Origin of the sequence: Wolbachia endosymbiont of Nasonia oneida (genome assembly GCF_009012935.1) — a bacterium.
In the GTDB taxonomy this organism is placed as follows: domain Bacteria; phylum Pseudomonadota; class Alphaproteobacteria; order Rickettsiales; family Anaplasmataceae; genus Wolbachia; species Wolbachia pipientis.
Genome location: NZ_QESS01000001.1, coordinates 158,455 through 173,547, shown reverse-complemented (window position 1 = coordinate 173,547; position 15,093 = coordinate 158,455). Strand labels below are relative to the sequence as shown.

Here is a 15,093-nt window from a genome sequence, read left to right as displayed (position 1 = left end):
ATTTTAAGTTGAAGAAAGCTCAAATGAAAAATCGTGTTTTGCTAAAAATCACAGAATGCAGTCTGGTTACAAAATTAGACCTCTTTCGAAACTCATATAGACAGCTCAAAATTGTGAATTCCTGCTATAAAATTGAATCTCAAGCCAAAACGTTTTCTCCGATTGCGGTATCTGTCTGCAATAATTTTGAATCTTTTTAACAGACCAATTACATTCTCAACTACTACTCTTTTGCTTGCTAGCTCCCGATTTTCTACCTTTTTTTCCTTAATTAAGGGACTCTTTTTCATCCTTCTGTGTGGCAACTCGACATTTTTGTGAATTTTCTGAAAACCTCTATAGCCAGCATCGGCTAAAACTTTTATACCTTCTGATACATGCACTTTTGACTCCTTGAAAAGCCGAAAGTCATGCTTTCTCCCGTTTGAAAATGACGTACAAATAATTTTCTTGCTCTTCTTTTCTGCAATTATTTGGGTTTTTAGCGTATGTTTTTTCTTCTTTCCTGAATAAAATCTTTTCTGCTTTTTTTTGGTCTCTCTACAGGTGTTTCCGTTGCATCAATCACCAGAATCTCATATTCCACGTCGCTTTTTAGGAGTTCTTTTCGTCCTGGCAATGCGAAATCTGGGTGTTGTATTAGAGTATCCTCTACCCATTTTACAGTTTTATATGCCGTACTTTCACTTACTCCATAACTTTGACTTATGTGAAAATATGTACGGTATTCTCGTAAGTATTCTAATACCATGAGCAGCATATTCTCCTCGTTTAGCTTATTTTTCCTTCCTCCTTTGGCTTTCTTTTTTTTATTCTCTTCACATAAAATCCCTACCATTTTGTTAAATGTTGATCTCTTTACTCCTGTTAGTCGACGAAACTCCCCTTTATCGAGCTCTTTCACTATTTCATACTTCATTTCTCCTTACCTCAAAATTACTATTTTTACTACTTTATCCTAGTTTCGAAAGAAGTCTATTCTCTAATGGTCTTAAATAAAACTTCCAGTGAATGATTGTCAGACATATTGTGCTCTGCTGATTTTATTAAGTGTACTTCAACATCGGTTGACTTAATTTTTTCAGCTAAATTCAATGAAGTTTGATAAGGAACATCTTTATCATTAATGCTATGCAGCAAGCGCACAGGACAGTTTATATCTATTGTCTTTTTGTTTAAAAGAAGGTTCTTTCTGCCATCTTCGATCAAATTTTTAGTTATTTTGTATGTACAATGCTCTGAAGTAAAATCTATTACACCTTTAGAATCTAGTTCTTCTTTTTGCTTGCCTGACAATTGCTTGAATATCAAATCTTCAGTAAAATCGGGAGCAGACGATATACCAATTAGTGCTGCAATTTTTTCTGGAAATTGAAGGGCAGTGAGCAACATCAGCCATCCTCCCATACTTGAACCTATAATTATTTGTTTATCGCTAGTTAATTCACTCATTACTTTAGCACAATTTTTTTGCCAATCACTTATCGTGTAATCAATAAAATTACCACTTGAATGACCGTGACCAAAATAATCAAATAGCACAAGTGCTACGTCATTTTCTTGGCAAAATTTGTAAATAGCAGTTGCTTTAGTTCCATCCATATTGGATGCAAATCCACCGAAAAAAACTACAGAAGCTTTCTTTCCTTGTAGCTTTCGATATGCTATGTGACCATTATTTCCATCAAACAATTTACAATAATCCATACTACTTTGGCAAAGCAACCGGGCTATCACTCAATTGATGCAAATAACTAACTAGATCTGCAATTTCTTGTGGATTGGAAATACCTGCAAATGCCATACGTGTACCTTTTATATAGGCTTTTGGGTTCTTTAAAAAGGCAAATAGCTCCTCATACCCCCATTTTCCACCTCTTTCAAGCACTGCTTTTGAGTAATTGAATGAGTTACCAAGATGGGCCTTTTTATTTCCAACTATGTTCCATAAGTTTGGTCCTACTTTATTCATTCCACCTTTCTCAAAACTATGGCAGGCTATACATTTTTTTGCTGCTGATTTACCTTTCTCAAAGCTAGCATTCTGCATGAGCGCTCCAATATCAAGCGCCACTTGCTCGATTTTTTGCTGGAACTCATTGCTGCCAGCAGCTACTATCGTTTGGTGTTCAATCTTATATTCTTCTGGACTGTAAAGCATATCAACTACATTACTAACTATCATAATGATTAGCCCAGAAAGTAAAATCGATGCTGCAATCTTATTAAGCTCCATAGTTAATTTTTATTAAGTAATGTTACTTAAATTATGCGAATATTTTCGCAAATAGCAACCAATTACCTTGAAGCTCGCTAAAGATGAGAGTCTCTATAGCTGACCCAAGAAAGGTTTTCCTACGTCCATACCGCCGCGAACCGTCATACCGCGATTCATTCGCGGTATCTCAGCCGCTAACAAGAGATCCCGCTAACAAGTAGCGGGATGACGAGGTTCACTGCCATTAAGTTAAGGAAAGAATGGTTAAAAACTGAACTAAAAAGTCAGAAATAATTAAGGATTTATGACAAATACTGAAACAGAATAGAGTAAACTTTAAAGCAGATAAACTCTGAAGTGTAAATTACTTAAGAAATAGTTTGTTTAGAAGTCATTTTACAGGAGCTATGGCAATAAGCTACCCAGTTATTATCAGAAGATATGAATACTACCTCTAGTCAAAATATGTGTTTTCTAACCCTTTTTTGGTAATTGAACGAACGAAGATAAGGTACCTTATGACGATCAACTTTCCTTCCCTTTCTTACCGCCAAAGTGTTCATCAAAAATAGCTTTGATAATTGATCCATAATGCAGTCAGTATCTGATTCCGTAGCAAAAATGTCGAAAGCCAAGTTTTTGATCGCGTTAAATGAGACAGATTTGTTAATGCTCCTCTTAAGCTTATCATCGGTTAAGTCCATATTCAACGCTTCTTCTACATCTTCTGTCATAACACTTTCTAGGTTGCTAATAAAGATAGCTGACCAAAAATCCTGTTTAACAGACTCAACACTTTTTCCTGTAAAATTTTCTAGACTTAGTCTTCCTTTGAGTTTTGCAAAAAATGTCTCAACTCCCCAGCGTAAAAAATATAACTCCTTAAATCCTCCAGTTTGAAACTTTTGTTCATCCATTAATGATGTAGCTAACACTTCAATTTCACCAGATGGCAGTACCACTTTGAAGCGTTATTCCACTATTTTCTTGTTTTATCTTACGCTGAGCACATATGGTAACCTCAACACTAGATGGGCTTTTTTCTTCAAACATAGCATTCACTTCATTAAAAGATGATCTGGGACATCGAATGACATAAGCAATTTTTCTTTTTGTAAGGCTAGAAAGAAATTTATAAGATAAATATACAAATCAGTAAGTCATTAGTATTTACAACTTTAAGCATTTCATCTGCTAAGTTAATTTCATGAGTGTTACCTCTATCTAACACTGACCTTATGGCAACATTATTTAGCACATCTTAACAAACCGCAAAGGTTGCACTTGCATAATCACCTAAATCTTTTGGTTTTTGGTTACGTATTTTTCTTGAGCCAAATTCATTTTTTATTTCAACGCTTGTTGGTAAAATGATTTTGGAGGCATCAAGAGCTAACACTCTAAAGCCAAAACAAGTTTTAAATTTTTGGTCTTGGTAGTACAAGGAAACCACACCTTCGTTAATTTCTGAAAATGCACTGTGTTTCATTTTTTTTCTTGCTTGACTAAAAGCACTAGCAGTAACGGTATAGTCTTTTTTCCTATATAAAATAAATTCGTTTAGTATTACTTGCAGCGACTTTACACTTTTTCTTAAAATTAAGATAAATATGTCAATAAAAGATAACTTCCTCTTTCTCATAAAATCTTTTGAAGATGATTTATGGGATTCTATAAATTCTAGACTTGCCAATTCATTTTGAATAAATTTTATTACTGCCTTTTTTACTCATACTACCTTTAAACTTATTGGTATACATCATTATCCCATAAAATCTATCTTTTTTCCTTAACTTAATGGCAGTGATACCTTGTCATCCCAGTGCTTGACACTGGGATGACAGCTAGCCTGACAATCGTCATCCCGCTACGTGTTAGCGGGATCTATGCTTTGAGATACTGCGAATGAATCGCGGTATGATGGTTAAGTAAGGGATCTATGCTAAGAGATGCCAAAGACCTTCATGAAACTTTGCCCATTTGGCTTCTCTAAAGATTTCGTTTACAGAATCTAGTAACTCAGCTATGCAGAATAAAAAAAGTTTGTATGGTATACAAATAGTGTGTTTTTTTTATAATTATTTTCTATAATACATAAACCTTTGGTCCAAGCTGTAAATGCCACCATAGGCATTAAAAGTTAATTAACAAACTGCAATGTATAATTAAATAAAGAAACTTGTAAGACTTTGATCTTACAGATTATAAACTTGTCATAAAGTTTAATAGTGTCTGTTACTGCTTTTAGGTGTGAGGCTAGAGGGTTATTAGCAGTAACAGACACTATTAAACTTATTATAGAATTTACTTAAAGTAAATACTTAATTTAAAATATTATAATATTTTTACTTACAATAGATTTATGTAAATGCTTTTTTCCTCAATTAGTATTGTACTATTATACTTGTTGAATGCTAAAAAATTATTAACCATCACTAATCTCTATTTGCATAGTAAGTTTATATATACTATTATACAGTATATCACTTAGTTTTATAGCAAACAAACAAAAGATATGGTGAAGTTATTTGCACTATTGATAATATTTTACTCAAATATATCTGTTGCCTCTGCTCCTACTTCCTGGCAATTTGGATTTCCTGCTCCTGCAACTGAAGTAATGGAGGCTGTAGTTAGGTCACATTCGTTTGTGATGCTTGTGATGGTTACAATAATGCTTTTTGTGTGGGCGCTGCTTGCTTATATAGCGTTTCGCTTTCGTAAAAGCAAAGTAACAAACATAAGTAAAACTACCCATAGTGTTCCTTTAGAAATTATTTGGTTTGTTATACCAACTATCATTGTTGGTATATTAGCCTTTGAAAACGCTAAATTACTGAAGCTACAGGAAGAAATACCGAAAGCTGATATAACACTGAAAGTTATTGGCCATCAATGGTATTGGAGTTACCAATATCCAGAATATCAAGGTGTGTCATTTGATAGTTATATTAAGGGAAAAGAAGACTTTATCGAAGGAGATTTAAAGCTGTTCTCTGTTGATAACAACATCGTTTTACCCGTTAATGCTAACGTTCGTTTACAAGTTACAGCAGGAGATGTTATACATAGCTGGGGAGTACCAGCTTTTGGTGTAAAAATTGATGCGATACCAGGTAGGCTGAATGAGGCGTGGTTTAATATCAAAAAGCCTGGTGTTTATTATGGGCAGTGCTACGAATTGTGTGGTCAAGGCCATGGATTTATGCCAATTGTTGTTGAAGCAGTAAGCAAAGAAGATTTTAATAAGTGGATTGAAAATAGAAAATTAGTGAGTTAAATTTGGAGTATAGATATGAGTGACGTACCAAAGGGCGTAAAGCGTTGGTTGTTTTCCACCAATCATAAAGATATAGGGACACTGTACATTATTTTTTCCATATTAGCTGGAATTATTGGTGGATTATTATCGGTGATTATTCGCACTCAGCTAATGCACATTAATATACTTAACAATAATTATCAATTATATAACGTAATGGTTACAGGGCATGCGTTGATAATGGTGTTTTTTATGATAATGCCAGCCCTCATGGGAGGATTTGGTAACTGGTTTGTACCTCTCATGATTGGCGCACCAGATATGGCGTTTCCTCGTATGAATAATTTGAGTTTCTGGTTATTAGTGTCATCTTTTATTTTGCTCATTCTCTCAGTGTTTATTGGTGAAGGTCCAGGTACAGGTTGGACTTTATATCCACCTTTATCACAGGTAATGTCCCATCCAAGTGCAGGAGTTGACATTGCTATACTTGCACTTCATGTTGCTGGTATGTCGTCAATTGTTGGGGCGATCAACTTTATAGTTACTATATTTAACATGCGCACAAAAGGCATGTCATTAACTAAGATGCCACTGTTTGTTTGGTCTGTCTTGTTAACAGCATTTATGTTGATTGTTGCCTTACCAGTGCTTGCCGGTGTTATAACTATGCTTCTTACTGATCGCAATATTGGTACTTCCTTTTTTGATCCTGCCGGTGGCGGCGATCCTGTGTTATTTCAACATCTATTTTGGTTTTTTGGTCATCCAGAAGTTTACGTAATTATTTTTCCTGCATTTGGCATCATAAGTCAGGTTGTATCAACTTTTTCTCACAGACCTGTATTTGGTTACATAGGGATGGTTTATGCAATGATAGGTATAGCAGTATTTGGCTTTATGGTTTGGGCTCACCATATGTTCACTGTTGGGCTTAGTGCTGACGCTGCTGCATTTTTTAGCACTACCACAATTTTTATCGGTGTTATAACTGGTGTAAAAGTCTTTAGCTGGATTGCAACTATGTGGGGTGGAGCAATTGAGTTTAAGACCCCTATGCTATTTGCACTAGGTTTTATTTTCATGTTTGTTGGCGGTGGCATAACGGGAATAATTCTTTCTCATGGTGGAATAGATAAGCTCCTGCACGACACCTATTATGTTGTTGCTCACTTCCATTATGTCATGTCACTTGCTGCATTATTTGGAGCTTTTGCTGGCTTTTATTATTGGATTGGTAAAATGTCGGGTAAACAATATAATGAGCGCTTAGGTCAAATCCACTTTTGGCTTACTTTTATTAGCACCAATATCACTTTTTTACCTCAACATTTCTTAGGATTAGCTGGTATGCCAAGGCGTATACCTGATTATCCTGATGCGTTTATCCCTTGGAATTATATATCCTCAATTGGTTCGTATATGTCCTTTGTTTCAGTTATGTTTTTTGTGTTTATAGTTATACATCTTTTTAAATGGGGCAAGAAAGCTGGAGATAATCCTTGGGGAGGTGACACCTTGGAATGGACGGTATCTTCACCACCGCCTTTTCATACTTTCGAAAAACCACCAGTGGTAAAATAGAATGTACACAAGTGTTTTGCTAAATGTTGAATCAACAATACTGGATTTTTGGCGTTTGCTGAAGCCAAGGATAATGTACCTTGTGGTATTCACTGCAGTTGCCGGTATGGTTGCTGCACCAGGTAGTATACACCCTTTTCTAGCACTAATATCTCTTATATGTGTTGCTCTTGGCTCAGGATCTGCAGGTGCTATAAATATGTGGTATGACAAAGACATAGATCTGCTCATGGAAAGGACAAAAAACCGCCCTATACCCTCAGGCAGAATTCTTGCAGAAAGTGCGCTTGAATTTGGTATAACTCTTGGAATATTGTCAGTATTTATCATGGCAATAGCAGTAAACTATATTTCTGCTGCTTTACTTGCAATCAGCATATTGTTTTACGTTTTTGTATATACGATCTGGCTCAAAAGACGCACTCCGCAGAATATCGTTATCGGTGGTGCAGCAGGTGCTTTCCCTCCAATGATTGGCTGGGCAGCTGTGACTAATTCTGTAAGTTGGGAAAGTTTCATTTTATTTTTAGTAATTTTTATGTGGACTCCACCACACTTTTGGGCCCTATCTTTAAATAAGTCTGAAGACTATGCAAGAGCATCGATTCCTATGTTCAATATTGTTTATGGTCCGGAAAAAACAAGAAAATATATATTAATTTATAGTGTGTTGCTGGTGCTAACTAGCTTGCTTCCAGCTCTATTCTTGAAAAAGGCTTTACTTTATCTAAGCATGGCAATTTTTGCAGGTTGCATCTTTATTTGGTACGCTATATCAATTCTCAGATTCAAGAACCACAACTCACAGAAACAAATGTTTTCTTACTCAATTTCTTATCTATTTTCCCTATTCGCCAGTATTATTTTTTGTTCTATTGATTTATTTTAGTTATGAAAGAACGGCAGAAACATAAAAACTATTTTTTCCTTTTCCTTTTGGTAATGCTCGTTGTCACACTTTTTTTTGTTTCTATAATAAAATTTAAAGGTGCAGCTTAAACTACCTTTAGAAATTGTGCTTTCATAAAAGCAACTATATACTTTGTTAACCGATATAAACAAAGATGAGTAAAAAAGAAGTGACAATATATACGGATGGGGCGTGTTCTGGTAATCCTGGAGCGGGAGGATGGGCAGCTATCATATTATTTCAAGATTACAGAAAAGACATTTATGGTAGAGAAGAAAATACCACAAACAATAAAATGGAGTTAACAGCGGTGATCAATGGGCTGAAAGTATTGAAATTTTCTTGTAATATTAATTTATATACGGATAGTCTTTATGTTAAACATGGCATAACAGAGTGGATAAATAAGTGGAAAATGAATGGCTGGAAAACAAGTAATAAAAAATCAGTAAAAAATATGGAATTGTGGAAAGAGCTAGACAACGTTGCTTCACAACACGAAATTGATTGGAAGTGGGTTAAAGCACACAGTGGCGATAAGTATAATGAGGAGGCTGATAGTTTAGCGAGAAAAGCAATAATCGATGCTTAAAAAAATTACTATATTATTTTCCGTAGTTTTATTGTTCATATTGTGCTTCTTTATTTTTTTAAAGCCTTTAGAAATCAATATTAATTATATTAATTTTTATGTTAAACATAAAATATCAAAAATATTTGTTGGCTCAAGCGTTAATATGGAGAATACCTCAGTTGTTTGGCAGAAAGGTAGCAAAGATCCGTATTTAGTCATTACAGATTTGGCAATAGCAAACCCTAATTTTACTATAAAAGTTCCTGAGCTTTTTGTACATTTTAAGTTAAGTTCCTTATTTAAAGCTAGCACAAATCTCTCTCAGGTTTCAGCTGATAATGTGCATGTATGTATCAATCAGAAAGAAGCTGACTTTAAAGCAGTAAATTTTAATCTGCAAAACTCAGTAAAAACAATAAGGGATTTTTTTTTTGACTTAAGTGCGGATTCAAAAATTGAATTTACTAACATCGCTATTGATAAAAGCACAGAAGATGAATTTTTTATTGATAAATTATATATAGGGAAGGGGGAAGATTTTAATGTTTTAGATATTCATGTGAATACAAAAGATGGAAAGGGATTTTTGGATGATTTATCAATTACGATAAAAAATCGCAACAATTTGCTAAATGTGTACGGGACATTTTATGATCTAAAATTGGGACTATTGAGCAAGTTTTCTACATTAGTTAAAAGCTACAATTTGGACAAAAATATAGGATTCAAAGGAAGCTTCTCAGTGAAAATTAATAAAAAGGATGAAATTGTAGATGGAAATATATACGTATTGAATACAGAAAATTATTTGAACAAAAATTTGGCCTTAACTAATGTAAATATAAATTTAACATATAGTGATGGAATTATTAGTGTAAAAAACTTTCATTTTAAGTTAAATGGCACGTATCTCTCTTTAATAGGCAAAATGAACTTTAGTACAAGCCATGCTTTGCTTAGAATTAATATTAGTAAGTTTGCTGCAAAAGATTTATGTACTTATGTACCAGATGGTGTAGTGAATAATAAATTTAAAAGCTGGTATTGTGATAATATTGATGGGGATGTTTTAAATACCATTGTAAGTTTCAATGGCAAAATTAACAATTTGGTTGATGACGATCTGTCAGACATTGTAATTGTTGCTGATATAGAAAACGGTAGCGTAAAATTTGATGAAGATTTTGAGCAAGTAAAGGAATTAAAGGGTGATTTGATTATCAAGAATAACGATCTTGAAATTACTGTAAATAGCGCTAAGTTTCAGAATTTCATTATTAATGGTGGTGATATTGAAATGAAATCTCTCAATAAGGAAAATTCAGTTCTAACCATTAATGGCCAAGCTGTAAGTGATGCGTATGGTTTATATGAGCCTATAAGATTTAAGCTGGATGATGTGGTGAAGGTTGAAAGGGATAAAGTAAGTGGAATGGCAAAATCCGTATTTAATTTTCGCATTTTTAATCTAAATGCTGATGACAAAAAAGTAGACTTCTCAGCAAATTTTCATTCTGAAATTGACAATTTGGCTATCTATAATGCAAGTCTTGGTAAATATGATATTAAGCTTAGTTTTGGCAGTGACTTTATAGATTTAAATGGTAGTGGTATGGTGAATAACACACAGCTATTATTTGACCTGAAAAGTAGCAATAGGAATGAAAGTTTCGCCTGGAATTTGACCGGAGATTTACCTGCTCAAATATTTAATTTTGATAGTGGCTATGTCAGTGCAAATTTAGAGTCAGTGATAAATCAAGATAAGACGGGGTATGTTAATGGTGATATAGATTTATCAGAATTTGAATCACATTCAAGCTACTTAGGGTGGAAAAATCGCTTTGAAGATCACAATAAAATTTTGTTTTCTACAAGGTTAAAAGGAGCAGGTGAATTGTTAGTAGATAAATTAGACATTGTAGGAAATGACCTAGATATAAAATTCAGCGGAAGAGTAGAAAATGGAAATTTATATTTAAATTCTAGTAGCTTTAAATTGCCTGATAATGATTTTAGTATAGAAATTGAATCAGGTAAGGAGAAAAATGCCATAACTATTTATGGTGAGGAAATTAACTTAAGTGATATTTTAGGCTTGCTTGGCAAAAACAGTAATGGATTAAATAAAGATATAGAGATTAGTATGAATGTTGACAATGTAATTATGAAAGAAGGCATCGTTATCAAAAATGCTAAGCTGAATGTAACCTGTACTAAAGGTAATTGCAATGGAAGTCAATTTACAGGGCAGTTTCTGGAAGATAGCAGCAACATACTAGCAGAATACAGTGGAATAGGGCTCGAAATATATGCGGATAATTCAGGTATGCTTTTGCGTTCCTTAGGCATTAGTAAATCAATTAAAAACGGCAAATTGTCTTTTTATCTCTCTCCTCAGAGAGAAAGTGGAGAACATTATGGTACGTTATCCATTAGCAATTTCTACATCAAAGATGCTCCACTACTTACTACTTTATTGTCGATGTCTTCATTGCCTGGCATTGTAAATGCCATAAAAAATGAAGGTGTATACTTTTACAAATGTAATGCACCTTTTTCATACAAAGATGGCACTATTGAAATTGAAGAATCTTGGCTTGAAGGGGCGGAGTTAGGTATTAGCACTGGTGGTAAGCTCGATATTAGAAATTATAAATTCCAGGTTGCAGGACAAGTAATACCAGCATATTCAATTAATAAATCTTTGTTAAAAATTCCTATAATTGGAAAACTTCTTACTGGTGGGAAAAGTAGGGGAATCGTTTCAATAGACTATAAAGCAAGTGGTGATGACAAAAACAATAACGTATCTGTTGATCTTATCTCTTCGCTAACTCCAAACCTATTAAAGAGGTTATTGGGAGTGTTTGATCGCATTATGACAAAAACTAACGAAAGTGGCTTAAAAGGTGGTGTGAAAAAGAAATTTGGTTCGATATGACCAAAAGGGAAGTTATTTAACAAAATTATGGACAAAAATGCAAGAATTTCAGAATGATCTACCTGGTTTTTTATTTAGTTGTTTAAGTAATACCACTCCCTTTAACCTCTCTATATTTGCTGAACAACTAAAAAGGGTAGGGGGGTGGTTGTAAATTGTATCTGTTCAGCAGAGTGGCAAAATAAGGTAGACGAGAAAAGACAACTATAGGAACAAATGGGTGTCATCCCAGTGTCAGCTACTTTCATGACATCGTTTACTATGTGCCATATTGTAATGTTCGTACAGTTGTGGAATGAATCGCGGTATGACGTGTTGCTTGGGTCAGCTATAGTATAAATATACTAGGGGTTATAGTTTTCTTATGCTGCCTTTTTGTTATTAGACAACCACAATATAAAGGAGTGAAACGGATGCAAACAGTAGTGCATTTCTGCACCAAACGTATTACCTTTAACGAATAGTAAAATGTGAGATTTTTTGGAACTACCGTGGAGCAATTGCTCCACGGTTTCATTCTACTTAGAATCCACCCATGCCACTCATTTCTCCTGCACCCATAGGAGATGAAGCATTTTCTTTGCTTGGTACATCAACTATCATAGATTCAGTAGTTATCAGCACACTCGCAACAGATACCGCTGTTTCAAAAGCAATACGCACCACTTTTGCTGGATCAATCACACCAGCTGTAAATGCATTAGCGTAATTCATAGCCTCAACGTTGTATATAAGCTCTTTATCATTCTGCTTAATCAAATAGTCAATTATAACAGCAGATTCAAGACCAGCATTTTTAACTAACCTTCTAATTGGAGCACTGAGAACTTTCTTGATAATGTTTATGCCTATTTGCTCTTCGTCACTTGCACCTTTTAATTTGTCGAGAACAGATGAAGCATAAAGAAGCGCAACCCCACCACCTGGAACTATACCTTCTGCAATTGCAGCTCTTGTTGCATGCAGCGCATCTTCGACTCTATCTCTACGTTCTTTAACTTCCACTTCAGTTGCTCCACCAACTTTGAGCACAGCAACGCCACCTGATAATTTTGCTAAACGTTCTCTTAGCTTTTCTTTATCATAATCAGAAGTTGAAGTTTCAATTTGAGATTTAATCTGCTCGATTCTAGCTTTCACACTGTCAGAATCGCTATTTTCGCTGACAACTGTGGTATTATCTTTAGTAATTTTAACATTTTTAGCCGTACCAAGATCATCAAGCGTGAGATCTTCCATCTTGATTCCGAGTTCATCTTTTATGACGTACTTAGCACCAGTTAAAGTTGCTATGTCTTCGAGCATCTCCTTTCTTCTGTCACCAAAACCTGGAGCTTTTACTGCAGCAACTTTTAAACCACCACGCAATTTATTGATAACTAAAGTGCTTAATGCTTCACCTTCGATATCCTCTGCAATAATAACCAAAGGTTTACCAGATTTAACAATAGCTTCAAGAATAGGAAGTAAAGGTTGAATAATATTTAATTTTTTCTCTGTAATTAATAGATAAGGATTATCAAGCTCCACGATCATTTTTTCATTATTTGTAATAAAATACGGAGAGAGATAACCGCGATCAAATTGCATGCCAGTAGTCAGCTCAACTTCTAACTCTTTTGAACCTTTACTCTCTTCAACAGTTATTACACCCTCTTTTCCAACTTTTTTCACGGAATCAGCAATACTGTTACCTATATCCTTATCACCATTTGCAGATATTATTGCAACTTGTGCCACTTCGTCTATTTTCTCTAGAGAAATTGTACGAGACATTGACGTAATTTCCTTTAATATTACATCTTTCGCCTTCTGTATTCCGTTTTTAATACCAACACGATCGTTTCCAGCAGCAATTGATTTTGAAGCTTCCATTATCATGTTGCTAGTTAGTATTGAGCACGTTGTTGTACCATCACCAACTTTGTCGTTACATTGAGAACAACTTTGGGCAAAGATACTTGCTATTGCAGCATTTAGTGGTTTTTCAGGCTTGATACCCTTCATTACCTTATAACCGTCTTTTGTGATTTCCGGTGCACCATAGGGCTTATTAATCCCTACTGTTTTTCCTCTAGGTCCCGCAGTTATTGCCACCGTTGAGTCTACCATTGCTGCGACTTCACGAAAGGCTTCTTGCAACTGCTCACCTGATACTACTACATTAGTCATTTTTATCACCTCTTGTTAATAAAAAATTTAGAAAACTATAATAAAATTACTTACAATGCACTATGTCGTGCTTTGTTTTAGTTTAGTAAAATAAAGACTGCTATTTAATGACAGCAAGTATATCGGACTCTTTCATCACGATAAGCTTTTCATCATTATGTTCTATTTCTGTACCAGCCCATTGACGATAGAACACTTTATCACCAGCCCTGACAGTTAAAGTTACGCGTTCGCCATTTGAGTTGCGTGAACCTTCACCAGTTGCTATGATTTCACCTTTAGTAGGTTTCTTTTCAACACTTGATGGAAGCATAATTCCACCCTGCTTTTCCTCGCTAATAGGCTTGATCAGCACGCTATCATCTAATACATTTAAATTTACATTTGACATTTGCTTTTCCTCTCAACAAATTAACCTATAACTTTATATATATACTCGTAAGTTAGATTTCAAGGGCTGGAGTTTGTAAAATATGCACACCATATAAAATATGTACGCCAAAAGCAGTTTCTATAAAGAGCCTAATGTTATATAATAGAATTTAGATTTATTTATAGAGATTTCATGAGTTATATACCATTTTTAAGTCGTGGTGTGATAGTGCTATATGGTCCTGACACTAGAGATTTTCTGCAGGGTATTATAACCAATGATATTAATAAGTTGGATAGCCAAAAAGCCATTTACTCTTTATTGCTTAGCCCTCAGGGAAAATATCTATATGATTTTTTTCTTATTGAATATGGTAAATACACCCTCTTGGAGTGCGAAAACATGCATTTGCAGCAAATAATCGAGAAACTAGATTTGCTTAAAACTTATTTGAGAGTGAAAATTAAAGACATTAGCGCACTGTATAAGGTTGGGGTTTTGTTTAATACTAAGTTGGCGGAGTGTAGTAGTGAATCACAAGTTATTTTTCAAGATCCAAGGCACAAGCTGCTAGGAATGAGGATCATACATAAAGATGAAATGAAAGAGCCGGTTGGGGATTTTACTCAGTATGAAAAAGTTAGAATTCAAAATCTCGTTCCAGATGGAGCGAAAGATATGGTGCAGAATTCATCATTTCCACTGCAATTTTTAATCGATAAAGTAAACGGTATAAGCTTTAATAAGGGGTGTTATATAGGTCAGGAAGTCGTAAATCGAATGAGCAGACAAGAAATATTCAGAAGAAAACTTTACCTTGTTGAGGGAGATAACGCACTTCCAGATATTGGCACTAAAGTAACGAATGAAAATAATGAGGAAATAGGGGAACTGCGCTCTAATGTAGACAACATTGGACTTGCATTGCTTAATACTGGAAAGAGCCATGCAAATTTATATGCTGGTAGGGTCAGGTGCGTTAAGACGTTGAAGTCTTAAGGTAGCGCGTATAGAAACGAAAAAACTTACTTGACACCCTTCGCCAGCGCCCTTATC

Annotated in this window: 11 protein-coding genes and 1 pseudogene; 6 read left to right on the top strand and 6 right to left on the bottom strand. The window is 34.6% G+C overall.

Going from position 1 to position 15,093, the window contains the following annotated elements; genetic code table 11:
* Positions 1-92 precede the first annotated feature (92 nt).
* From DEF52_RS00775 to DEF52_RS00760, 4 genes and pseudogenes are all read right to left on the bottom strand, one after another.
* A protein-coding gene (locus DEF52_RS00775) for an IS5 family transposase (RefSeq protein ID WP_151807586.1) occupies positions 93-919 on the bottom strand; the annotation gives its coding sequence in 2 pieces (ribosomal slippage) (positions 93-532 and positions 532-919; 828 coding nt in all).
* A gap of 56 nt (positions 920-975) precedes the next feature.
* Entirely contained in the window at positions 976-1,707 is a 732-nt protein-coding gene (locus DEF52_RS00770; protein WP_151807585.1) for an alpha/beta hydrolase, read from the bottom strand.
* A 1-nt stretch (position 1,708) separates the two neighbouring features.
* On the bottom strand, positions 1,709-2,236 hold the full coding sequence (locus tag DEF52_RS00765; RefSeq protein ID WP_010082469.1) for a c-type cytochrome: 528 nt from the start codon (positions 2,234-2,236) through the stop codon (positions 1,709-1,711).
* Between the two features lie 440 nt (positions 2,237-2,676).
* Positions 2,677-3,932, bottom strand: a pseudogene (locus DEF52_RS00760) (IS4 family transposase).
* Positions 3,933-4,733: 801 nt separating this feature from the next.
* On the opposite strand from DEF52_RS00760, the gene coxB reads away from it, so the two are divergent.
* From coxB to DEF52_RS00735, 5 genes are all read left to right on the top strand, one after another.
* A complete protein-coding gene (gene coxB / locus DEF52_RS00755) occupies positions 4,734-5,498 on the top strand; it encodes a cytochrome c oxidase subunit II (RefSeq protein WP_015589127.1) in 765 nt (254 codons plus the stop codon).
* Between the two features lie 15 nt (positions 5,499-5,513).
* On the top strand, positions 5,514-7,064 hold the full coding sequence (ctaD, locus tag DEF52_RS00750) for a cytochrome c oxidase subunit I (protein WP_151807584.1): 1,551 nt from the start codon (positions 5,514-5,516) through the stop codon (positions 7,062-7,064).
* A 1-nt stretch (position 7,065) separates the two neighbouring features.
* Positions 7,066-7,953, top strand: coding sequence for a heme o synthase (locus tag DEF52_RS00745; RefSeq protein ID WP_151807583.1), 888 nt, complete (start codon positions 7,066-7,068; stop codon positions 7,951-7,953).
* A 175-nt stretch (positions 7,954-8,128) separates the two neighbouring features.
* Positions 8,129-8,566, top strand: a complete 438-nt coding sequence (rnhA, locus tag DEF52_RS00740) for a ribonuclease HI (protein WP_151807582.1) — start codon at positions 8,129-8,131, stop codon at positions 8,564-8,566.
* Positions 8,559-11,492, top strand: a complete 2,934-nt coding sequence (locus DEF52_RS00735) for a YhdP family protein (protein WP_151807581.1) — start codon at positions 8,559-8,561, stop codon at positions 11,490-11,492. The genes rnhA and DEF52_RS00735 overlap by 8 nt, the downstream gene beginning before the upstream one ends.
* A gap of 522 nt (positions 11,493-12,014) precedes the next feature.
* Here DEF52_RS00735 and groL read toward each other — a convergent pair.
* Together groL and DEF52_RS00725 are read right to left on the bottom strand one after the other, a co-directional pair.
* Positions 12,015-13,664, bottom strand: a complete 1,650-nt coding sequence (groL, locus tag DEF52_RS00730) for a chaperonin GroEL (protein WP_151807580.1) — start codon at positions 13,662-13,664, stop codon at positions 12,015-12,017.
* Between the two features lie 100 nt (positions 13,665-13,764).
* Entirely contained in the window at positions 13,765-14,055 is a 291-nt protein-coding gene (locus DEF52_RS00725; protein WP_151807579.1) for a co-chaperone GroES, read from the bottom strand.
* A 174-nt stretch (positions 14,056-14,229) separates the two neighbouring features.
* Here DEF52_RS00725 and ygfZ point away from each other — a divergent pair, with 174 nt between their 5' ends.
* On the top strand, positions 14,230-15,036 hold the full coding sequence (gene ygfZ / locus DEF52_RS00720; protein WP_151807578.1) for a CAF17-like 4Fe-4S cluster assembly/insertion protein YgfZ: 807 nt from the start codon (positions 14,230-14,232) through the stop codon (positions 15,034-15,036).
* Positions 15,037-15,093: the final 57 nt, after the last annotated feature.

Excerpts from the sequence above, each read along its gene's own strand:
- DEF52_RS00765 (WP_010082469.1), bottom strand. The coding sequence starts at position 2,236 with ATGGAGCTTAATAAGATTGCAGCATCGATTTTACTTTCTGGGCTAATC.
- DEF52_RS00745 (WP_151807583.1), top strand. The coding sequence starts at position 7,066 with ATGTACACAAGTGTTTTGCTAAATGTTGAATCAACAATACTGGATTTT.
- DEF52_RS00725 (WP_151807579.1), bottom strand. The coding sequence starts at position 14,055 with ATGTCAAATGTAAATTTAAATGTATTAGATGATAGCGTGCTGATCAAG.
- ygfZ (WP_151807578.1), top strand. The coding sequence starts at position 14,230 with ATGAGTTATATACCATTTTTAAGTCGTGGTGTGATAGTGCTATATGGT.
- DEF52_RS00770 (WP_151807585.1), bottom strand. The coding sequence starts at position 1,707 with ATGGATTATTGTAAATTGTTTGATGGAAATAATGGTCACATAGCATAT.
- DEF52_RS00735 (WP_151807581.1), top strand. The coding sequence starts at position 8,559 with ATGCTTAAAAAAATTACTATATTATTTTCCGTAGTTTTATTGTTCATA.
- groL (WP_151807580.1), bottom strand. The coding sequence starts at position 13,664 with ATGACTAATGTAGTAGTATCAGGTGAGCAGTTGCAAGAAGCCTTTCGT.
- ctaD (WP_151807584.1), top strand. The coding sequence starts at position 5,514 with ATGAGTGACGTACCAAAGGGCGTAAAGCGTTGGTTGTTTTCCACCAAT.
- rnhA (WP_151807582.1), top strand. The coding sequence starts at position 8,129 with ATGAGTAAAAAAGAAGTGACAATATATACGGATGGGGCGTGTTCTGGT.
- coxB (WP_015589127.1), top strand. The coding sequence starts at position 4,734 with ATGGTGAAGTTATTTGCACTATTGATAATATTTTACTCAAATATATCT.